This is a genomic window from Mesorhizobium sp. WSM3860 (genome assembly GCF_002294995.1).
Taxonomy (GTDB): Bacteria; Pseudomonadota; Alphaproteobacteria; order Rhizobiales; family Rhizobiaceae; genus Mesorhizobium.
Map to the genome: position 1 here is coordinate 184,519 of NZ_NSGF01000003.1, position 20,687 is coordinate 205,205.

Annotated in this window: 24 protein-coding genes and 1 tRNA gene; 7 read left to right on the top strand and 18 right to left on the bottom strand. The window is 62.7% G+C overall.

Annotated elements, in window-relative coordinates; translation table 11 throughout:
• Positions 1-11: 11 nt before the first annotated feature.
• From CK220_RS07390 to CK220_RS07405, 4 genes are all read right to left on the bottom strand, one after another.
• A complete protein-coding gene (locus CK220_RS07390; protein ID WP_095810903.1) occupies positions 12-1,577 on the bottom strand; it encodes an amidase family protein in 1,566 nt (521 codons plus the stop codon).
• A complete protein-coding gene (locus tag CK220_RS07395; protein WP_095810904.1) occupies positions 1,577-2,035 on the bottom strand; it encodes a GNAT family N-acetyltransferase in 459 nt (152 codons plus the stop codon). Before CK220_RS07395 ends, CK220_RS07390 begins: the two co-directional genes overlap by 1 nt.
• A gap of 6 nt (positions 2,036-2,041) precedes the next feature.
• Positions 2,042-2,329, bottom strand: a complete 288-nt coding sequence (gene gatC / locus CK220_RS07400; RefSeq protein ID WP_095810905.1) for an Asp-tRNA(Asn)/Glu-tRNA(Gln) amidotransferase subunit GatC — start codon at positions 2,327-2,329, stop codon at positions 2,042-2,044.
• A 141-nt stretch (positions 2,330-2,470) separates the two neighbouring features.
• Positions 2,471-3,178: a metal-dependent hydrolase gene (locus tag CK220_RS07405; RefSeq protein WP_095810906.1), complete on the bottom strand. Its 708-nt coding sequence runs from the start codon at positions 3,176-3,178 to the stop codon at positions 2,471-2,473.
• A 108-nt stretch (positions 3,179-3,286) separates the two neighbouring features.
• Here CK220_RS07405 and ruvX point away from each other — a divergent pair, with 108 nt between their 5' ends.
• Positions 3,287-3,769, top strand: coding sequence for a Holliday junction resolvase RuvX (gene ruvX / locus CK220_RS07410; RefSeq protein ID WP_095810907.1), 483 nt, complete (start codon positions 3,287-3,289; stop codon positions 3,767-3,769).
• Here ruvX and CK220_RS07415 read toward each other — a convergent pair.
• From CK220_RS07415 to CK220_RS07425, 3 genes are all read right to left on the bottom strand, one after another.
• The gene (locus tag CK220_RS07415; RefSeq protein ID WP_095810908.1) at positions 3,711-4,052 is read right to left on the bottom strand and encodes a DUF6105 family protein; all 342 of its coding nucleotides are present in this window, start codon (positions 4,050-4,052) and stop codon (positions 3,711-3,713) included. The two genes, ruvX and CK220_RS07415, sit on opposite strands and share 59 nt — an antisense overlap.
• On the bottom strand, positions 4,052-4,612 hold the full coding sequence (locus CK220_RS07420) for a hypothetical protein (protein WP_095810909.1): 561 nt from the start codon (positions 4,610-4,612) through the stop codon (positions 4,052-4,054). The genes CK220_RS07415 and CK220_RS07420 overlap by 1 nt, the downstream gene beginning before the upstream one ends.
• Before the next feature lie 155 nt (positions 4,613-4,767).
• The gene (locus tag CK220_RS07425) at positions 4,768-6,396 is read right to left on the bottom strand and encodes a DNA alkylation response protein (RefSeq protein ID WP_095811163.1); all 1,629 of its coding nucleotides are present in this window, start codon (positions 6,394-6,396) and stop codon (positions 4,768-4,770) included.
• Positions 6,397-6,578: 182 nt separating this feature from the next.
• Between CK220_RS07425 and CK220_RS07430 the strand changes: the two genes are divergently transcribed.
• The 4 genes from CK220_RS07430 to dprA are packed head-to-tail and all read left to right on the top strand — an operon-like array spanning position 6,579 to position 10,590.
• Positions 6,579-7,544: an aspartate carbamoyltransferase catalytic subunit gene (locus CK220_RS07430; protein WP_095810910.1), complete on the top strand. Its 966-nt coding sequence runs from the start codon at positions 6,579-6,581 to the stop codon at positions 7,542-7,544.
• Complete coding sequence (locus CK220_RS07435; protein ID WP_095810911.1) at positions 7,541-8,827, top strand: dihydroorotase; 1,287 nt, start codon at positions 7,541-7,543, stop codon at positions 8,825-8,827. Before CK220_RS07430 ends, CK220_RS07435 begins: the two co-directional genes overlap by 4 nt.
• A gap of 57 nt (positions 8,828-8,884) precedes the next feature.
• Positions 8,885-9,466 carry a glycerol-3-phosphate 1-O-acyltransferase PlsY gene (gene plsY, locus CK220_RS07440; protein ID WP_095810912.1) on the top strand — a complete coding sequence of 194 codons (582 nt, stop codon included), beginning with the start codon at positions 8,885-8,887 and terminating at the stop codon, positions 9,464-9,466.
• Positions 9,463-10,590, top strand: a complete 1,128-nt coding sequence (dprA, locus tag CK220_RS07445; RefSeq protein WP_095810913.1) for a DNA-processing protein DprA — start codon at positions 9,463-9,465, stop codon at positions 10,588-10,590. The genes plsY and dprA overlap by 4 nt, the downstream gene beginning before the upstream one ends.
• A gap of 29 nt (positions 10,591-10,619) precedes the next feature.
• Here the strand turns inward: dprA and CK220_RS07450 are convergent, their stop codons facing one another.
• The 3 genes from CK220_RS07450 to CK220_RS07455 form a co-directional block, all read right to left on the bottom strand.
• Positions 10,620-11,765, bottom strand: a complete 1,146-nt coding sequence (locus CK220_RS07450; protein WP_095810914.1) for a hypothetical protein — start codon at positions 11,763-11,765, stop codon at positions 10,620-10,622.
• 112 nt (positions 11,766-11,877) lie between these two features.
• Positions 11,878-12,051 (bottom strand): hypothetical protein, encoded by a 174-nt coding sequence (locus tag CK220_RS31825; protein WP_176479017.1) that lies wholly within the window; start codon positions 12,049-12,051, stop codon positions 11,878-11,880.
• A 183-nt stretch (positions 12,052-12,234) separates the two neighbouring features.
• The gene (locus CK220_RS07455) at positions 12,235-12,774 is read right to left on the bottom strand and encodes a J domain-containing protein (RefSeq protein ID WP_095810915.1); all 540 of its coding nucleotides are present in this window, start codon (positions 12,772-12,774) and stop codon (positions 12,235-12,237) included.
• Positions 12,775-13,299: 525 nt separating this feature from the next.
• Here CK220_RS07455 and CK220_RS31830 point away from each other — a divergent pair.
• Positions 13,300-13,452: a hypothetical protein gene (locus CK220_RS31830; protein WP_176479018.1), complete on the top strand. Its 153-nt coding sequence runs from the start codon at positions 13,300-13,302 to the stop codon at positions 13,450-13,452.
• Positions 13,453-13,515: 63 nt separating this feature from the next.
• Here the strand turns inward: CK220_RS31830 and CK220_RS07460 are convergent, their stop codons facing one another.
• The 3 genes from CK220_RS07460 to CK220_RS07470 all read right to left on the bottom strand — a co-directional run bounded on the left by CK220_RS07460 (position 13,516) and on the right by CK220_RS07470 (position 14,773).
• The gene (locus CK220_RS07460) at positions 13,516-13,881 is read right to left on the bottom strand and encodes a hypothetical protein (RefSeq protein WP_095810916.1); all 366 of its coding nucleotides are present in this window, start codon (positions 13,879-13,881) and stop codon (positions 13,516-13,518) included.
• A gap of 77 nt (positions 13,882-13,958) precedes the next feature.
• The gene (locus CK220_RS07465; protein ID WP_176479019.1) at positions 13,959-14,531 is read right to left on the bottom strand and encodes a hypothetical protein; all 573 of its coding nucleotides are present in this window, start codon (positions 14,529-14,531) and stop codon (positions 13,959-13,961) included.
• A 166-nt stretch (positions 14,532-14,697) separates the two neighbouring features.
• Positions 14,698-14,773 (bottom strand) — tRNA-Lys (locus CK220_RS07470).
• Positions 14,774-15,058: 285 nt separating this feature from the next.
• Between CK220_RS07470 and CK220_RS07475 the strand changes: the two genes are divergently transcribed.
• Complete coding sequence (locus tag CK220_RS07475; RefSeq protein ID WP_095810918.1) at positions 15,059-15,514, top strand: BA14K family protein; 456 nt, start codon at positions 15,059-15,061, stop codon at positions 15,512-15,514.
• Between the two features lie 69 nt (positions 15,515-15,583).
• On the opposite strand, the gene CK220_RS07480 is transcribed toward CK220_RS07475, so the two are convergent.
• From CK220_RS07480 to CK220_RS07500, 5 genes are all read right to left on the bottom strand, one after another.
• On the bottom strand, positions 15,584-16,063 hold the full coding sequence (locus CK220_RS07480; RefSeq protein WP_095810919.1) for a DUF6882 domain-containing protein: 480 nt from the start codon (positions 16,061-16,063) through the stop codon (positions 15,584-15,586).
• 31 nt (positions 16,064-16,094) lie between these two features.
• Positions 16,095-17,588 (bottom strand): glycerol kinase GlpK, encoded by a 1,494-nt coding sequence (gene glpK / locus CK220_RS07485; RefSeq protein WP_095810920.1) that lies wholly within the window; start codon positions 17,586-17,588, stop codon positions 16,095-16,097.
• 90 nt (positions 17,589-17,678) lie between these two features.
• On the bottom strand, positions 17,679-19,409 hold the full coding sequence (locus CK220_RS07490; RefSeq protein ID WP_095810921.1) for an ABC transporter substrate-binding protein: 1,731 nt from the start codon (positions 19,407-19,409) through the stop codon (positions 17,679-17,681).
• Positions 19,410-19,486: 77 nt separating this feature from the next.
• A complete protein-coding gene (locus CK220_RS07495; protein ID WP_095810922.1) occupies positions 19,487-19,774 on the bottom strand; it encodes a DUF2160 domain-containing protein in 288 nt (95 codons plus the stop codon).
• A gap of 3 nt (positions 19,775-19,777) precedes the next feature.
• Positions 19,778-20,686 (bottom strand): carbohydrate ABC transporter permease, encoded by a 909-nt coding sequence (locus CK220_RS07500; protein ID WP_095810923.1) that lies wholly within the window; start codon positions 20,684-20,686, stop codon positions 19,778-19,780.
• Position 20,687 lies beyond the last annotated feature (1 nt).

The following is a 20,687-nucleotide window of genomic DNA, read 5'->3' on the forward strand; positions in this document are numbered from 1 at the left end:
GAGGGACAACGCTACCACCACTTGTCCGGCTGGAACCTGCCCGCGGCCTGTTCGATGACGTGGGCGGTCTGGAACAGCGTTTCCTCGTCGAACGGCCGGCCGATGAGCTGCAGGCCGAGCGGCAGGCCCTTGCCGTCGAGGCCGGCGGGCACCGATATGCCCGGCAGCCCGGCCATGTTCACCGTCACGGTGAAGATGTCGTTGAGATACATCTTCACCGGATCGGCATTCATGTCCTCGTCGGCGACGCCGAAAGCGGCCGACGGCGTGGCCGGGGTCAGGATGACGTCGACACCTGCGGCAAAGACGGTCTCGAAATCGCGCTTGATCAGCGTGCGCACCTTCTGCGCCTGCAGGTAGTAGGCATCGTAGTAACCCGCGGAAAGCACATAGGTGCCGATCATGATGCGGCGCTTGACCTCGCGGCCGAAGCCCGCGGCGCGCGTCTTCTCATACATGTCGACGATGTCCTTGCCGGGCACGCGCAACCCGTAGCGCACGCCGTCATAGCGGGCGAGGTTGGAGGAGGCCTCGGCCGGCGCCACGATATAATAGGCCGGCAGCGCGTATTTGGTGTGCGGCAGCGAGATGTCGACGATCTCCGCGCCGGCGTCTTTCAGCCAGGCAATGCCTTTCTGCCAGAGCGCCTCGATATCCTCGGGCATTCCGTCGACGCGGTACTCCTTCGGAATGCCGACCTTCATGCCCTTGATCGGCTTGCCGATCACCGCTTCGTAGTCCGGCACCGGCCGGTCGACTGACGTCGTGTCCTTCGGGTCGGAGGAGGCCATCGACTTCAACAGGATCGCGGCGTCGCGCACATCGCGCGCGATGGGACCGGCCTGGTCGAGCGAGGACGCGAAGGCGACCACGCCCCAGCGCGAGCAGCGGCCATAGGTCGGCTTGATGCCGACGGTGCCGGTGAAGGCTGCCGGCTGGCGTATCGAGCCGCCGGTGTCGGTCGCGGTGGCGCCGGCGCAGAGGAAGGCGGCGACGGCCGAAGCCGATCCGCCGGAGGAGCCGCCCGGCACCAGCTGGGCGTTATCCAACGTCCGTGCGGTCTTCGCGCCGCCGGCCGAGACAAAACCGCCATCGCCCTGATGCGTCGTCGGCATCACCACCGTGTCGAGGCGCGAGCGCCGCCACGGATTGATGACCGGACCGTAATAGGAGGTCTCGTTGGACGAGCCCATGGCGAACTCGTCCATGTTGAGCTTGCCGAGCATAACGGCGCCGTCGGCCCATAGATTGGATGTGACGGTCGATTCGTAGCGCGGTTTGAAGCCGTCGAGCACATGGCTGCAGGCCTGGGTGTGGATGCCTTCGGTGGCGAATAGATCCTTGATGCCGAGCGGAATGCCTTCGAGCGCCCCGCCCTCGCCCTTGCCGAGCTTCGCGTCGGAAGCCTTGGCCATCTCGCGCGCCTTGTCGGCGGTCACCGCGATATAGGCATTAAGCACCGGATTGGCGCGCTCGATCGCCGAGAGATAGGCTTCGGTGATCTCGGCAGCCGAAATCTCCTTGCCGCGCAGCTTGGCGCGCGCCTCGGAAATGGTGAGATGTGTGAGGTCGCTCATCAGGCAAGGCTCTTTTCGTAAAACACCGACCATTGGGAGTCGGGATAATCCAGCACCGGGCCGCAACGCGAAAACCCGGCGCGTTCATAGACGGTCCAGGCGGCAGGGTGGCGATCGCCGGTCTCCAGAACCAGGCGCTTCAGGCCTTCCTGTCGCGCCAGACCCTCGATCCGTGCAACGATTTGGGCACCGATCTTCTGGCCGCGATGCGAGGGCCGCGTGTACATGCGCTTGACCTCGCCGACCGCGTCCTCATGGCGCTTCAGCGCGCCGCAGCCGACCGCAAGGCCGCCGTCGCGGGCGACGAACACGGTCGTGTCGTGGCCAGCCATCTGCTCGACGGTGAGGTGATAGCAATGTTCCGGCGGCGTCAGTTCGAGCAGCGCAGTGTTGAGCTCCGCGACCAGCGCGCGCACGTCGTCCTGCAAGGGCGTCTCGACGCCGATCTCGACGGCCATCCTGCCCTACTCCACGACCTTGGGAACGAGGAAGAAATTCTCTTCCGTGGCCGGCGCGTTGGCGACGATGTCGACCGCCTTTTTGCCGTCGGTGACAATATCCTGCCGTTTCTTCATCTCCAACGGCGTGACCGAAGTCATCGGTTCGACGCCGGAGACGTCCACCTCGTTCAACTGCTCGACGAAGCCAAGGATGGCGTTCAGCTCGCCGGTCATGCGCTCGGCATCCTGCTCGCTCACCGCAATCCGGGCAAGATGCGCGACGCGCTTCACGGTCTGAAGATCAACGGACATGTCTATTTGCCTCGGGAAAACCAGTGCGGGCTATAGCGGCGCCGCGCTTGCGGCGCAACATCGATCATGCCGCGCGGACCGTGATGCGGTGCTTCGGGCGCCGCCCTAGGTAGAGCTACCCGTATTGCATAGGGCGAGCGCCTAGATCGTGATCGCTTTGCCGATCTCGGGCAGCGCCACCTTGACACCGGATCCCTCCATGCCGGCCACGAATTTGTCGGCGGTCTGGTCGATGATCGGGAAGGTGCCGAAATGGCAGGGAACGACCGAATCGAAGCTGAAAAAGCGGCGGCAGGCAAGGGCAGCCACCGCGCCGCCCATGGTGAAGCGATCGCCGATCGGCACGATGCCGATCTTCGGTTCATGCAATTCGTTGATCAGCCCCATATCGGAAAAAATGTCGGTGTCGCCCATGTGGTAAAGCGTCTTGTCCTGCGGGAAATGCAGCACGAGCCCGCCCGGATTGCCGAGATAGGTGTTGGTGCCGTCTTGTCCGCCAAACGAAGAGGAGTGCAAAGCCTGGACGAAGGTGGTGGTGAAGGGACCGCAATCGACCGTACCACCGATATTGCCGGGGTTTATCTTCTTATCGCTGACACCCTGGCCGACGAGATACATGCATATCTCGAAATTTGCGACCAGCATGGCGCCGCTCTTGTTCAGCACCTCGGAGGCGCCGCTGATATGATCGCTGTGGCCGTGGGTCAGAAGAACGTGCGTCACCCCTTCGGCTGGGTTCTCCCAGCCGCCCGTCCATGACGGATTGCCGACCAGATACGGGTCGATGAGGATGTTGGCGTCCTTAGTCTCGATGCGGAATGCCGAATGTCCGTACCAGGTTAGTTTCATGAAAGGGATTCCTCGATTTTCTCGTTGCCAAAGGATAGAACGCCGACGGCAAATTGAAAGTCCCGCGGCCAATCAAAAAGCCGCGCGGCGACTAACCAGGACGAGCTGTTGAGCATCATAGGCATCGAGGAATTGCCGCCCCTTCTCGCGGGCGGCCGCACGCTCGCCGGGCTTGATCTGGGCGACAAGACGATCGGCGTGGCGGTGTCGGACCGCGGTCTGTCCTTTGCCCATCCGCGCCCGGTCATCCTGCGCAAGAAGTTTTCGCTCGATGCCGTCCAGTTGCTGGCTCAGCTCGAGAAGGACAATGTCGGCGCGATCGTGCTCGGCCTTCCCGTCAACATGGACGGATCGGAAGGTCCGCGCGCCCAGAAATCCCGCGCCTTCGCGCGCAACATGGCCGCCTTGTCCGACCTGCCCTTCGTGCTGTGGGACGAGCGGCTGTCGACGGTCGCCGCGGAACGGACGCTGATCGAGATGGATTTCTCGCGCAAGAAGCGCGCCGGCAAGATCGATTCGGCGGCGGCGGCCTTTATTCTGCAGGGAGCGTTGGACCGACTCCAGTTGCTCGGCCGAACCGATCGGGGCTGACAGGGCCTTTCCGGCGCCGCCTGATCCATTCGGCGATTTGGTGCCGGCGGCGGAATGCCACCAGCCCGAGCAGCAGGAAACTGTCGAACACGCAGGCCCGCGCGACCATGCCGGGGATGATTCCCGGATCAACGCCGAGCATCTGGCCGTAAAGCTGGAAGACCAGGTCGTGCAATTGGCGGCTGAGCATCACGTAGCCGAAATTGATGTCGTTGAGAGACAGGAAGAACCATCCCCAGAACAGGACCAGCGGAGCCGCCCAGAATGCGAACAAGGCGCGCATCAGCGGCGACCTCCGGGTCTGGTTTCCGGCAGGCTGGAGACGCGGGACAGGAGCGAGCTGTGCGCGACGCCCGCCGCCATGCGATGGGAAACCAGGCGGGCTTCACTTTCATGCAAGGTCATCGCGGCGAGAGCCGAGCGTCGCTCGGCGAGCACCGCGACATAAGAGGCGAGCAGCGCCGTCATCTGGATGGCGACGACCATGAACAGCCCGTTGATGCCTTGCGCGGCGCCGCCGACGAGAATCACCGAAAGCAGGAAGGAGGCGCAGATGAAGGCTATCCGCACCATCGTATCGCCCGCTTCCGGCCTTGTCGCGATGTTGAGCAGCGTCTCGACGAAGGCCCAACAGAACAGCAGCGCGACGATCAGCAGAGCGACCGCGAGCGGCGCTACGACGAGAGCATGATCGAGACCCGGGAAACGGCTGCTTTGCAGCGAGACGCCAAGCACGCCGAGCGCCGACGCGATGCCGCGATTGCCATCCATGCAGATGTAGGCCAGCAGGGCGAAGACGACCGCCCAGTGCAAGGCCAGAAATGATGTCAACACGTGCCGCATGCGCTTCCTGCCTTGGGGGAGCACGGGATCGTCATGGTTAACATTTCCCTACTCCGGTGGACAGAGTGGGCTCCGCGAAGCCTCATCGCAACGGAAACCATTCGTTAAGGTTAACGGCAATCCACAGGCCGGCGATGGAACGCCTCTCAGGCTGCTCAGCTCAGCGGCGGGTAGAGCGTGTCGATGATCATGCGCGCGTCATGGCGCGAATCGAGCATGCCGTAGGTGGTGCGCCATTGGCCGCCGAGCCTTGTTTCGACGAAGGCGTCGGCAATCCGCCCTGCCCCCATCCGGCGCAGCTCTGCCGCCGCCGCCGAAAGCGCCAGCTGTTCGGTCAGCAGGCGCGCCGAGCCTTGGTCGGTCGAAGCCACCTGCATGGCCGCGTTGAGCACGCCGATGGTGCCCCGCCCGCCGGCGCCGAGGTCGCGGTCGATGCCGGCCAGCACCTCCTCGAACAGGCCTGGCGCGCGGCCAAGCACACGCAGCACGTCGAGCGCCATGACGTTGCCGGAGCCTTCCCAGATCGCGTTGACCGGAGCCTCACGGTAGTAGCGGGCAAGCGGCGCTTCCTCGACATAGCCGTTGCCGCCGAGGCACTCCATCGCCTCGTAAAGCAACGCCGGCGCGATCTTGCATACCCAGTATTTCACCACCGGCGTCATGGCGCGGGCAAAGGCCGCCTCGCCGCGATCGCTCGCCGCCTCGTCGAAGGAACGCGCCAGCCGGAACGACAGCGCCGTCGCGGCGGCAACGTCGAGCGCCATGTCGGCAAGGACCCGCTGCATCAGCGGCTGGTCGACCAGACCGGTGCCGAACACCTGGCGATGACGCGCGTGATGGACGGCTTCGGTCAGGCCAGCGCGCATGATCGCTGACGAAGCGACGGCGCAGTCGAGCCTGGTCAGCGTGACCATGTCCATGATCGTCTTGATCCCGGCGCCCGGCTCGCCGACCATCTCGCCGATGGCATTGACGAACTCGACTTCCGACGAGGCGTTGGAGCGGTTGCCGAGCTTGTCCTTCAGCCGCTGGAAGCGGAAGCCATTGCCCGAGCCGTCGCCCAGGATCCGCGGAACCAGGAAGCATGAAAGCCCTTCCGGCACCTGCCCGAGCACGAGAAAGGCGTCCGACATCGGCGCCGACATGAACCATTTATGGCCGGTCAGCCGATAGAAACCGTTTCCGGCGCGCTCGGCTCTTGTGATATTCGCGCGCACGTCGGTGCCGCCCTGTTTCTCGGTCATCCCCATGCCGAGGGTAAGCCCGGTCTTTTGCACTGGCGGCTTCTGACTCTGGTCGTATTTGCGCGTCGTCACGCGCGGCGCCCATTCGCGGAACAGCTTTGGGCTCGCCATCAGCGCCGCCAGCGAGGCGCTGGTCATGGTGATGGGGCAAAGATGTCCGGTTTCGAGCTCCGCAGTCAGATAGAAGCGCGCCGCCCTCACCTGATGCCGGCGGCCGATCTCGGCGTCGCCGTTTTCCCAAACCGAGGAATGCAGGCCGCCGGCAACCGAGCGTCGCATGAGCGCATGATAAGCGGGATGGAACTCGACCAGATCGACGCGGCGGCCCTGGCGGTCATGCGTCCTGAGCTTCGGTGTGTCGGTGTTGGCGAGGCGGGCAAGTTCCTGTGCCTCCTGCGTCATGACGAACCTGCCGAGCCCGTCCAGATCCTTGCGGACGGAATCGGAAAAACGCTCGGCAAGCTGGATGAGCAACGGATCGCCCCGCCATGCGTTGCCGCCCGTCATTGGCGGCGGCTGGTTGATCACCTCGTCGGTCACGCCCAATCCTTCAGTTGGCAGAGAGGTCCTTACCATCTCAAGGCCGCGGTCGCGAATCCGAAGCCATCGGGCCTTATAGCCAAGCAATGCAAGGCGCGCGACGAAAATACCGGGGAGAACGGCCGCAATCCAAAGCCAGCGCTTGCGGCTGACCGGACCGCACCCTATAGCAGCGCCTTGAGATGACCGACGCTTCGTCCCTGCCGCTGTTCCCTCACCGCCATCTTCTAGGCATCCGCGATCTTTCCCCCGCCGATATCGAGCTGCTGCTCGATCGCGCCGACCGGGCCGTATCGATCTCGCGGCAATCTGAAAAGAAGACCTCGACGCTGCGCGGCCGGACACAAATCAACCTCTTCTACGAGGCCTCGACCCGTACGCAGTCGTCCTTCGAGCTCGCGGGAAAACGGCTCGGCGCCGACGTGATGAACATGTCGGTGGCGAGTTCTTCGGTGAAGAAGGGCGAGACGCTGATCGACACCGCCATGACCCTCAACGCCATGCGTCCGGATATCCTGATCATCCGCCATCAGTCGGCGGGCGCGGCAGCGCTTCTGGCGCAAAAGGTCGGCTGCTCGGTGGTCAACGCCGGCGACGGCGCGCATGAGCATCCGACGCAGGCGCTGCTCGACGCGCTGACCATCCGCCGCGCCAAGGGACCGCTGTCGAAGCTGATCGTGGCGATCTGCGGCGACATTCTGCATTCGCGCGTCGCCCGCTCCAACATCATGCTCTTGAACGCGCTCGGCGCGCAGGTGCGGGTCGTCGCACCCTCGACGCTGTTGCCCGCGGGCATCGACAGGATGGGCGTGGTCGTGTCGCGCTCCATGACCGAAGGGTTGAAGAACGCCGATGTCGTGATGATGCTCCGCCTGCAGCGCGAGCGCATGGAAGGCGCCTTCGTGCCGTCGATCCGCGAATATTTCCGCTATTTCGGCCTCGACGCCGAGAAGCTGAAAGCGGCCAAGGAGGATGCGCTGGTCATGCATCCCGGGCCGATGAACCGCGGCGTCGAGATCGCCTCGGAGATCGCCGACGGGCCTCAGAGCGTCATCCAGGAACAGGTCGAGATGGGCGTAGCCGTGCGCATGGCGGTTATGGAAGCGCTGTTAGACCGGCGCCGCAACCAAGAGGGACGCGGCGCATGAGCGTGACGCTCTTCAACAGGGCGCACATCGTCGACCCCTCGCGCGGTGTCGACGAGATCGGCGCCGTCATCGTCGATGGCCGCAGGATCGCCGCCGCCGGCAAGGCGGCGCTGAACCAGGGCGCGCCCGAAGGCGCTGTCGTCATCGACTGCGCCGGCAAGACGATTATTCCGGGTCTCATCGATGCTCGCGTCTTCATCGGCGAACCCGGCGGTGAGCACCGCGAGACCATCGCCTCGGCAAGCGTCGCGGCGGCAGCCGGCGGCGTCACCTCCATCGTCATGATGCCCGACACCAATCCGGTGATCGACAATGTGGCGCTGGTCGAGTTCGTGCTGCGCACGGCAAGGGACACCGCAAGCGTCAACATCTTCCCGGCGGCGGCAATCACCAAGGGTCTCGACGGCCGCGAGATGACCGAGTTCGGCCTGCTGCGCGAAGCCGGCGCCGTGGCCTTCACCGATGGTCGACACACGATTGCCAACGCATTGGTCATGCGCCGCGCGCTGACTTACGCCCGCGATTTCGGTGCGGTGATCGCGCATGAAACCCAGGATGCCGACCTTGCCTCGGCCGGCGTGATGAACGAGGGCCTTTATGCGAGCTGGCTCGGCCTTTCCGGCATCCCGCGCGAGGCCGAGCTCATCCCGCTGGTGCGGGACTTGGCGCTGGCGCGGCTGACCGGCGGCGCCTATCACGCCGCCAAGATCTCGACGGCGATGGCGGTTGGCGCGGTGAGCCGGGCAAAGGCCGACGGCGCCAATGTCACGGCGGGCGTCGCCATCCACAATCTGTCGCTCAACGAGAACGATGTCGGCGAATACCGCACCTTCTTCCGGCTCACCCCGCCCTTGCGCGCCGAGGAGGACCGGCTGACGATGGTCGAGGCGATCAAGGACGGCACGATCGATATCGTCGTCTCATCGCACGACCCGCAGGATGTCGACACCAAGCGACTGCCTTTCGCCGATGCCGCCGCCGGCGCGATCGGGTTGGAGACGCTGCTTGGCGCAGCACTTCGGCTCTACCACAATGGCGATGTGCCGCTGCTCAGGCTGGTTGAGACCCTGTCGACCGCGCCGGCAAGACTGTTCGGCCTGCCCGGCGGCACGCTGAAGCCGGGTGCCGCGGCCGATCTTGCGCTGGTCGATCTTGACGAGCCCTGGATCGTTAGCGAGAGCGGCCTGCGCTCGCGATCCAAGAACACCTGTTTCGAAGGCGCGCGCCTTCAGGGCAAAGTCTTGCAAACCATGGTGGCGGGCCGCACAGTGTTTTCGGCCTGAACGTCAACCGACCAAAGCCGGGAAGCAGCTCCGATCGGAGAAATAGGTGGGGGAACAATGGGTTACGGTGTCGCGCTGATCTTTGGATACCTGCTCGGCTCGATTCCGTTCGGGCTGTTGATTACCCGCGCGGCCGGTCTCGGCGACGTGCGCCAGATCGGCTCCGGCAACATCGGCGCGACCAATGTGCTGCGCACCGGCAACAAGGGGCTGGCCGCTGCGACGCTGCTGCTCGATGCGCTGAAGGGCACCGCGGCAGTGCTGATCGCCGGACATTTCTCGCCCGACTTCGGACTGCTCGCCGGCTTCGGCGCTTTCCTCGGCCACCTGTTTCCGGTCTGGCTAGGCTTCAAGGGCGGCAAGGGCGTGGCCACCTATCTCGGCGTGCTGCTCGGGCTTGCCTGGCAGGGCATGGTTGTCTTTGCCGTCGTCTGGCTCGCCATGGCCTTCCTGTTTCGCTACTCCTCGCTCGCGGCGCTTGCGGCGGCGGTGGTCGTGCCGATCGCGCTTTACGTCATCAGCACGCCTCAGATCGCCGGCCTGTTCGCGCTGATGAGCCTGATCGTCTTCATCAAGCACCGCGCCAACATCTCGCGGCTGCTCGCCGGCACCGAGGGCAAGATCGGGGCGAAGGGGTGAGTGCTCCGATCGCCGGCCCGCGCCTCAGCGAGCGGCAGCGGCTTGCCTGGCTTCGCCTGATCCGCACGCCGAATGTCGGCCCTGCCTCTTTTCGCGAACTGATCAACCGCTTCGGCTCGGCCGAAGCCGCGCTCGAAATGCTACCCGAGCTGATGATCTCGGGTGGCGCCAACCGCATCGCTCGCATTCCCTCTGCCGGCGAAGCCGAGGCGGAGTTGGAAGCGGCCCGGCGCGCCGGCGCCCGGTTCGTCGGCATCGGCGAAGCAGATTATCCCGCTTTGCTGAAGACCTTAGACAACCCGCCGCCGCTGTTGGCGGTGAAGGGCGAAGGCGCGGTATTCCGTCTCCCTGCGGTGGCGATCGTCGGCGCCCGCAACGCCTCGCTCGCCGGCATCAAGATGGCGCGCATGCTGGCGGTCGACCTCGGCCGCGACGGCTACGCCATCGTCTCCGGCCTCGCACGCGGCATCGACACCGCGGCGCATCAGGGGAGCCTTTCGACCGGGACCGTCGGCGTGCTGGCCGGCGGCCTCGATGTCCCCTACCCGCCGGAAAATGCCGGTCTGTGCGACGACATCGCCGAGCGCGGCGGCGCCATCGTTTCAGAAATGCCGTTCGGCTGGCAGCCGCGAGCACAGGATTTCCCGCGCCGCAACCGCCTCGTCGCTGGCATGGCGCTCGGGCTCGTCGTGGTCGAAGCCGCACAGCGCTCCGGTTCGCTGATCAGCGCCAGGCTGGCCGGCGAGATGGGCCGACTGGTCTTCTCGGTTCCGGGCTCACCACTTGACCCGCGCGCCGCGGGCAGCAATGCGCTGCTCAAGGACGGCGCCACGCTCGTCACCGAAGCGGCCGACATTCTGGGCGCGCTGGCACCGCTGGCTGGCACTCGCCCGCCAAGGACCATGCCGCTCGCCGAGGCTCCCGACCTGTCGGCAATGCCGCCGCCCGGCGACAACGAACGCGCCGACGTGCTGGAAGCGCTCGGCCCGACGCCGATTGCGGTGGACGAGATCATCCGCCACACAGGCTTGAGCGCGGCGCAGATCGCGATGGTGCTGCTTGAGCTCGACCTTGCCGGACGCCTCGATCGCCATGCCGGCGGGAGCGTGTCGCTGGTTGCGTGAACCCGGCTGCCCCGACCTGCGGCTTCAGCTTAGCGGAACAAATATTTAGACACTTCAGGATTGCCGCGGCGCCACATCACATTGTCCAGAAAATAGTGATGCACGTTGATGAAGATCAGCACGATGAAGAAGAACAGCGAGGACCCGAGGACTTGCTTGTCGTAGGGGATCAAGGCAGTCATCGCCATCGGGATTAGCCAGAAGCCGAGATATCCGAGCGCACCACCCCCAACGATGAATCCAAGAACCCTAAGCCTGTAGAGGGGCCCGAGAAGAGACAGTATCTGCGGTTGCGGGTTGCTTGCGGCATCCGCGACGTCGCGCTCGACGTTCGTCTGGTAGCGCCAGACCACGGCCAGATATTGCAGCGAGTGGAGCGCCGGCACCACAAGCAACCAGAGCGGGTTTATTCTCGCGATCAGGATCCACAGATAGAGCGACGCGACATAGGCTACGATGCCGTTATACGGCAGGACGCGACCATTTCTGTGCCAGCGGTTGATCAGCATCAGAACCGTGGCCGCCGTCGAGGCAACGGCCGCCAGCAGGGCGATGTTGGCTATCCAGGAAGGGACCGCGAATGTGTAATATTCCAGGCCGTAATATTTCCCTTGAGTCACCGCCGTGTTCGTCTGGAGCCATGCCAGGATCCACACGACATAGCTGTTGACCAGCAGCACCTTCTTGTCCCGGTTGTCGAAGAATTTACGCTTCAGGACGGCGTCGACCATCAGCATGCCGTAGCCTTGCTTGACGTAGTGCCAACCGACGAAGAAGAACATTGCGTTGGCTGCGTATCCCAGCAGCCGAGTGTCCGCCCTTGCCGCGCCATATGCAAAGAACGCGGCCATGATCAGGGGCACGACGATGCCCGCGAAAATGTAGCGAAGCTGCAGGCTCCTGTCGTATCCATTGCCGCTCACCTTGCGTCCGAAATTGCGATAGAAAATCTGGTACGAGTGGGCGAAGTGGGGGTAGTTGACCAAGTATGCCACGACGACCATGGTTGCAGCGACGAGGCCTTCATATTCGAGCGGCACCAGGAACAGGATCGGCAGGATCAGAAACGCGCTGCCGCCGAGCATGAGGAAATCGGCGACCGGGCCAAAGAGATATTTGCCAGGCAGCGTCGCCGCTTTAGCGGCTGAAGCATCCACCGAAAGGTCAAGTGCCATGGTCGAGCTCTCCTTCGGGAAGGATCGACCTTAGCCGCCACCCCGCCTGGCGACAAGGTTGGGGGGCCGCTCCAGCCTTTGCCGATGCCTCGATCCCCAGTCAGATGGAAAACTAAACGCGTTTCGGCGACTGCAGCTCGCGCCCCATCTTTGCCGCCTGAAAGACCGTCAGCAAAACCAGGATCGGCTCACCGTCTGTCGGATTGACCGTCAGGGCCACGCGGCCGAGTTCGTCACTCATGGCGCAAGTCCAGTCTTTGACGGCGATCACCTTCTTCTCGGGCAATTTATCCTCCCCTTGGGCCGCGATCCTGAAGCAACCTGCCCGGTTGCATGGAACCAGGCATGCAGCGGCCGGCCCACACCGGATCGATCCTCCTCGCCGGCAACCATGGCCCCGGCGGAATTCGAACACAAGCAATCGCGGATGTGAAAGCTACTGATCAACCGGCGGTATCAGTGGGCACCGTCAATTCGCATGATCCAGCAGCCTGGTTGCGACGGTTTCACGGCGATGCTCGGAATTGGCGCGATCGATGCCGTCTACGGTGATCGCGAACATCCCGTTTTCGATCCTTGCTATCCAGCTCTTTGCCTTTAGATACCAAAGATGAAATTCCAGATGTTCTCGCGGGCAGCCTGACAAGCGTTCGAGCTCTTCATCGCCGATGCCAGGATTGTTGACGTCCTGTCGACGTTTTACATAGAGAAGCGACAGCAGCTTGGCCTGGATGACAACGTCCCGTTCAAGCCCTTTGGCGTCGCTGGCTTCTTCGGTCAGCTCGCGGCGAATGCTCAAATGGTCTCTATACTGGACATCGTATTGGGCGCGTTTGACTGGATCTTTGAGCGTATTATGCGCTTCTACGATTTCGCTGAAGCGTGACTCATTGCCGGTATCCCGATTGTCGGGATGGTAGCGCATGGCAAAGTAACGAAATATCCGCTCGATCGTTTCCGAATTCGCGTTCGGGCTGATCTCGAGCAGCTCATAGTAGTCAACGAACATAGTGGTGATTCCACAGAATCGATATTGCGACACCACTCCCCAACGGCAGCATCGCGCAACCGCCCTGCCCGCGCAAGCCGCGTACCGAGCATGAGTGACTCCCCGCAAGCGATTTTGCGGAACCTGGCAGTCAGAACTCACGGAAGCCTGTTGAGCGGCCTAGGCGGGACGCTGCGTCAAGGATGCCCTTAACTCATGTTAACGCGAGCTGGCATCGACGGGAGAGGCAACAGCAGCGCCGGCAGGATCGCGTCGGGAAGAACTCGCCGGGCGAGGCCCCCAACAACGGCCTTCAAGCCCGACGAGCTGCCGGGGATCAAGCCGGCCATGCCTGCGGTGCAAAGCCGGTGCCAAGCATTCCCGTCCTAAAACGAGACAGGAAGACCAAATGCCACCTGGTCGGGTATGGTTAGACTGGCTGCAAGCTTTCGACGGAGTGGCGCATCCGCAACACGAGCAGGCGCGTAGCGGCAAACGGTGCCATGACGACAAACGCCATGGCAAGCGGGCGGGACTGGCGGCACCGTGGCGGTCACAAACAACATCTCTATTGACGCACGTGGCGCCCAACAGGGCGTTGGTGAGGAAATCAAGAAGGCGCTCGCTGAGTACGACAAAGGCGGCGTGCAGCGCACTGTTGCCTCTATTCGGCAGACCAACGTTCGAGGGATGATGTAGGCTGTCAGCGGTAAGCGTAGTGACGAAATATTCCTGCTTGGGCTAGCCAACTAGCGGCTGCAGCTACTGAATCACCACGTTCGCCGCATACCACATCTCGTCGGCCTGATTGTACCGAAGATCCATCGAGTAGTGTGACCGAAGATTGGCGCCGAAGCTGTTTTCGGAGTCCACATAGGCATTTACTCTGAATTGGCAGTAGCCGCTGACCGTGGTCGATACGCCGTCCAACGATGACCATGGAAACGACGCCGTTGCAGGGGCCTTCAGTCGGTCTTTGACGAATTTCAGAGACATCACGAACGCCATGGTTGTGTCGGTGCAGTCGTCGTGAGATGCAGCGGCCGGTGTGCTCGCTGGCCCCTTGTAGAGGCCTATTGCCACCAGCGCGGCAAAACCGATGCCGATGAGTCTATCTATCACCTTCATTTGAATCCCCCTACCCTTGCCGACCAATACTTAAGCGGTCTGTGGCGTGGGATCGAGCGGAAAGAGACTCCGATCCTTTACACAGATTCCGTCGTCTGTGTCGAATCTACCTTGGTGGCTTGACGCCTTACGATGGCGTCCTGATACCGCTGAAAATTCCAATACCAAAGTATTCCGCCAAATAGCGCAATGATGCCCCCGGCCCAATACCCAGCCTCAAATATTGTTGCAGAGGCTAATCCAGATCTAACACTCGCGATTCCAATCTGCGACTCCCTCTGGGTTTTCGCCCACTCGGCCAATATAGCTTCGTACTCAGCTCGAGCGGCCTCCAACTCCTTATTCAAATCGTCGGCGACGGAGGTCATTGCAACGACACGCAGCTTTAAATCAGGTAGATCAGGCTTCGCCTCATCAGCTCGGCGCTCTAATTCGGCAACATCAAATTTCGCGGTGCCAACCCGATTCTGTAACCGTTCGAAGCTCTTTTGGAATGTATGAACTCGCCGATCCACCGCATCCCTTGCTGCTTCAATATTTGACAGCGTGTCGTTGGCTTTCGAGTTGACTGTCATCCAACTCCACATCGAAAACGCGCACAGCAGGATCCCAAGCGTGGTCATGAATTTGTAAAGGTTGTCGGTCGGCAAGGATGGTACTGTCACCAGAGCGCCCTCACATTTGTGCTGCCGCTCTCCTTTAGCATTGTCTGGGAGTTGCGGAAGATGGGAACGCTAAATGCGATCGGCGCGTGCGCAATTCTTGCGCTGGCGCACGAAAAATCGCTACCAATATCACCTAACTTATTGATTTTATTGGTGAGCGCGATGGGATTCGAACCCATGACCTACTGATTAAAAGTCAGTTGCTCTACCGGCTGAGCTACGCGCTCCCGCGGGCTCAAAACGCCGCCCTCGAAATTGCGCGGAACATAGGGAGAGTGCCGCGACCGGTCAACCGGAAAAACACGAGCCTTCCAAGGCGGATTTCGAACGGATCCCGAAGGGGCGCTTAGGGTGTCCGGGAGAAGCTTTCGGTGCCTCCGCCAATGACCCGGACCCGGGTCACTTCAGAAATCCCTACAATAACAAGACCTTGATGTTGGAGCGGGAACCATTGCAACCCGGACCCGTTTCGGAACACAGGGACGATTACGAACCCTCGAGGAGTAACATCAATGAATAGGATCGCATCGGGCCTGGTGGCAGCCGCCCTCTCGGCGTCGTTCATCGCGGCGGAGATGGTGCCGGTCAACGCTCAGCCAGCTTATGTGCCACAACCCCAAGGCCTCTCGTCGGATGTCCAGACCGTGCAGTATCGGGATTGGAGACGACACCGCAGCTTCAACCGCGATTTCTCGCGTCGGGACGGCGCCATCTACTGGAACGGCCATCGCGGCTACCGTGAATATCGCCGCGGCTATCGCCGCCATGGCGATTATTGGTTCCCGCTCGCTGCCTTCGCCACCGGCGCGCTGATTACCGGCGCCATCATCAACAGCCAGAACCGCATCTATCGCGGTGGCGATGCGCATGTGCAGTGGTGCTACGACCGCTATCGGTCTTATCGCGCCTCAGACAACACCTTCCAGCCCTACAACGGCCCGCGTCAGCAGTGCGTTTCGCCCTACTGACAGCCTCCAGTCAGTACCCAGGGTCGTTGACCGAGCCCGTGCCGCCAGGCACGGGCTCTCTGTTGGAATTCAGCTGGCCCAGTTGACGCTTTTGAATATCAGGTACAGGCCACCGCCTTCCCCTCGCGGTGAGCGATAGGCTCCGAGCGCGTTGCAAATCCGAACCAAGGCGCCGGTCAGTCCCCAACCAAGCGCTTCAAGGTCATCCGCCTCGTCGACCACATAAGCCTGCGCCAGTTCGTCTATGCCCTTCTCCTCGCCGAATGACCGAACCAGTTTGGCGTCGCTGAGAAGGTCGCCCGGCAAATTTGAATTTGCCCAAGCCCAGAGCCAGTTGTCCGCCTTGGCGCTTGTAGAGCCGGCAATCTGTATGTGAGCGACCACCTTGACGACACTGTCTGCCGAAAAAAGCAGTTTTCCGGTCGTTAAGTCATAGTCGTAGCGCTGCCAGCTGCCGAGGCGGAATTCATCCTGCAAACGATGGTTCTTGGCGTTCAGCTGGTCGAAAGCCTCGTCACGCCATGCGGGATACCAGTCTGGATGCTTCATGCCCCCTCGCCTTGCGGTGCCCCCGCGCCCCCTATTGCACACTCAGCGTCCTGCGCACTGCGTCGCGCCAGCCACTCAGCTTGGCGGAACGGGCGGCGGCGTCCATATCCGGCTTGAAGCGCTTATCGAGAGCCCAGGTCTTGGCGAATTCCTTCGCCTTCGGCCACACGCCGGCTTTGGATCCGGCAAGCCAGGCGGCACCCAGCGCGGTCGTTTCGAGGATGGTCGGCCGGTCGACTGGCGCGTCGAGGAGGTCGGCCAGCCTCTGCATGGTCCAATCGGATGCGACCATGCCGCCGTCGACCCGCAGCACGGTTTTGGCGGACGCGCCCTTCCAGTCCTTGCGCATGGCGTCGAGCAGGTCACGCGTCTGGAAGGCGACGGATTCGAGCGCCGCTCGCGCGAACTCGGCCGGGCCTGAATTGCGCGTCAGGCCGAAGATCGCGCCGCGGGCATCCGCGTCCCAGTGCGGCGCGCCGAGGCCGACAAAGGCCGGCACCAGATAGACTTCTTGAGCCGGGTCGGCAGCTGCCGCGAGCATGCCGCTCTGCTCGGCCTTGCCGATCACCTTGATGCCGTCGCGCAGCCATTGCACGGCGGCACCCGCAATGAAGATCGAACCCTCCAGCGCATAGGTGGTCTTGCCGTTCAGCCGATAGGCAATGGTGGTCAAGAGCCGGTTCTTCGAGCGCACCAGATCGGCGCCGGTGTTGAGCAGCGCGAAACAGCCGGTGCCGTAAGTGGACTTCATCATGCCCGGCTCGAAACACGCCTGGCCGATGGTCGCTGCGTGCTGGTCGCCGGCGACCCCGAGAATCCGCATCTCGGCACCGAAAAGGCTCTTCTCGGTGACACCGAAATCATCGGCGCAATCCTTCACCTGCGGCAGGATCGCGGCCGGTATGTTCAGGATGGACAGCAGCTCGTCGTCCCAGACGTTCCTCTCGATGTTGTAAACCAGTGTACGCGAGGCGTTGGTGGCATCGGTGGCGTGTACCTTGCCGCCTGTCAGGCGCCAGATGAGGAAACTGTCGATCGTGCCGGCGAGCAATTCGCCCTTCTCGGCGCGTCTCCTCGCGCCCTTCACCTTGTCCAGCATCCAGGCGATCTTGGTGCCGGAGAAATACGGATCGAGCAGCAGCCCGGTCTTCTTCGTGAATGTCTTCTCCAGCCCTTGCTTCTTGAGCTTCTGGCAAAGCGGCGCGGTCCGCCGGTCCTGCCACACGATCGCGTTGTGGATCGGTTTTCCCGTCGCCCTGTCCCAGATGACCACCGTTTCCCGCTGGTTGGTGATGCCGATCGCGGCCACATCCGATGCAGCGCAACCGGCAGCCTTCAGCGCCGCCTTCACTGTCGCGAGCACGCTTGCCCAAATGTCTTCCGGGTCATGCTCGACCCAGCCGGAAGCCGGATAATGCTGCGTGAATTCCTGCTGGCCCGTGCCGGCGACTTTCATCTTGTCGTCGAACAGGATCGCCCGGGTCGAGGTCGTTCCCTGGTCGATGGCCAGCACAAAACCGCTCATTCCGTCCCTCCACCTCTCATGCGACAGGGGAGACGGCCAAGCCGCCTCCCCTGCATTACCTACACAGGCTCGCAGGCCTGCGTCATGCAGTTACTGCTGCTGCCAGCTCTTCACCAGCTCGTCGTAGTTGATGGTGATCGGCTTTTCCTTTTCGTTCTCGATCTTCAGCTGAGGAGCGAGATTGCCCTTCTTGACCGCATCGGCGTTCCAGTAGGCGAGGTCATGCTCTTCGGCCATCTTCGGGCCGATATCGCCCTGGACGCCCGACTTCTCGATGCGGCTCATGACCTTTTCCTGCTCGGCGCAGAGCGAGTCCATCGCTTCCTGCGCCGTCTTGGCGCCCGACGACGCATCGCCGATCGCCTGCCACCAGAGCTGAGCCAGCTTCGGATAGTCGGGCACGTTGGTGCCGGTCGGCGACCACTGGACGCGTGCCGGCGAGCGGTAGAACTCGATCAGGCCGCCGAGCTTCGGAGCGCGCTCGGTGAAGCTCTTGTCGTGGATCGTGCTCTCGCGGATGAAGGTCAAGCCGACATGGCTCTTCTTCACGTCGACCGTTTTCGAGGTGACGAACTGCGCGTAAAGCCAGGCCGCCTTGGCGCGGTCGGTCGGCGTCGACTTCATCAGCGTCCAGGAACCCACGTCCTGGTAGCCGAGCTTCATGCCGTCCTTCCAGTAGACGCCGTGCGGCGACGGCGCCATGCGCCATTTCGGCGTGCCGTCGTCGTTCAGCACCGCCTTGGCACTGGCGTCGACCATCGAGGCGGTGAAGGCGGTGTACCAGAATATCTGCTGGGCAACCCCACCCTGCGCCGGAACCGGGCCGGATTCGGAGAAGGTCATGCCCTGCGCTTCGGCCGGAGCGTAGGCCTTCAGCCAGTCGAGGTATTTCTGGATCGAGTAGACGGCAGCCGGGCCATTCGTGTCGCCGCCACGCGCGGTGCAGGAGCCCACGGGCCGCGAATTCTCGTCGACCTTGATGCCCCACTCGTCGACCGGCAGGCCGTTCGGGATGCCCTTGTCGCCGTTGCCGGCCATGGACAGCCAGGCGTCCGTGAACCGCCAGCCGAGCGACGGGTCCTTCTTGCCGTAGTCCATGTGGCCGTAGACCTTCTTGCCGTCGATCTCGCGGCCGGTGAAGAACTCGGCGATGTCCTCATAGGCCGACCAATTGACTGGAACGCCGAGGTCGTAGCCGTATTTGGCCTTGAAGTCGGCCTTGTTCTTCTCGTCGTTGAACCAGTCGTAGCGGAACCAGTAGAGGTTCGCGAACTGCTGGTCGGGCAGCTGATAGAGCTTCTTGTCGGGCGCCGTGGTGAACGAGGTGCCGATGAAGTCCTTCAGGTCGAGATTCGGATTGGTGACGTCCTTGCCGTCGCCTTCCATCCAGTCGGTCAGGTTGCGCACCTGCTGGTAGCGCCAGTGCGTGCCGATTAGGTCGGAGTCGTTGACCCAGCCGTCGTAGAGGTTCTGACCGGTCTGCATCTGGGTCTGGATCTTCTCGACGACGTCACCTTCCTGGATCGTGTCGTGCGTGACCTTGATGCCGGTGATGGCCGAGAAGGCCGGCGCCAGCACCTGTGATTCATAGGAATGGGTGGCGATGGTTTCCGACACGACCTTGATGTCCATGCCGGCAAACGGCTTGGCTGCGTCGATGAACCACTGCATTTCCTTTTCTTGATCGGCGCGCGAAAGCGTCGACAGATCACCTATCTCCTTGTCGAGAAAGGCTTTTGCCTCGTCCATACCGGCATAGGCGTTACCTACGCCCAGCAATAGTGCAATGGCGGCCGTTGATGTAAAAATTTGCCGTCGCATGTGTTTCCTCCAGTCTTAGGTTGCAAGTGCGATCTGGAGCGGTCGCCAGCACGCGGCCGCTCCAACTATTTCCCCCTCTATACGTATCGGAATACGCCGATCGCGTAGACCACGGAGAGAGCGAGAGCCCACCACAGGTTGGGCCCAACGAGACCCAGCCAAGCGAGATGGATAAAGGCGCTGCCGAGCAGCGACAGGAAGAGGCGGTCGCCGCGCGTCGTTTCGAAGCGCAGGATACCGACGCGCGGATTGCCGCCCGGCGAGGCATATTCCCAGGCCGCCATGCCGCACAGCAGCAGCAGTACGGTTCCGAAGAAAGCCGCCGTCGGCCAGGTCCACGCCATCCAGGAGAAGTCGAGGTTCATCGATCACACCCTCCCCAGGGCGAAGCCCTTGGCGATATAGTTGCGCACAAACCAGATCACCAGCGCGCCGGGGATCAGCGTCAGCACGCCGGCCGCGGCCAGCAGCCCCCAGTCCATGCCGGCGGCCGAGACGGTGCGGGTCATGGTGGCCGCGATCGGCTTAGCGTCGGTCGTCGTCAGCGTGCGGGCGATCAAAAGCTCCACCCAAGAGAACATGAAGCAGAAGAAGCAGGCGACGCCGATGCCGCTCGCGATCAGCGGCATGAAGATCTTTACGAAGAAGCGCGGGAAGGAGTAGCCATCGATATAGGCGGTCTCGTCGATCTCCTTCGGCACCCCGGACATGAAGCCTTCCAGGATCCACACCGCCAGCGGCACGTTGAACAGGCAGTGCGCCAGCGCAACGGCGATATGCGTGTCAATCAGACCGAAGGCCGAATAGAGCTGGAAGAACGGCAGGGCGAACACCGCCGGCGGCGCCATGCGATTCGTCAGCAGCCAGAAGAACAGGTGCTTGTCGCCGAGGAAACGGTAGCGCGAGAAGGCGTAGGCCGCGGGCAGCGCCACGGCCACCGAGATCACCATGTTCATCACCACATAGGTGATCGAATTGATGTAGCCTGAATACCAGGACGCATCGGTGAAGATGGTGCGGTAATTTGCCAGCGTCGGATTGTGCGGGAACAGCGTCAGCGACGACACGATCTCCGCATTGGTCTTGAAGCTCATGTTGATGAGCCAGTAGATCGGCAGCAATAGCACGATGATGTAGAGCGTCGGCACAATCCACCACCAGCGCGATTCCTCGCCCCGGCGCCGCATCAGCTTCGCCACTTCGTCCTGCGAAAGGGTGCTGCCTACCTCGGTGACCGCCGCTTCGCTTACGCGTGTCGTCTCGTTTGCGCTCGCCATC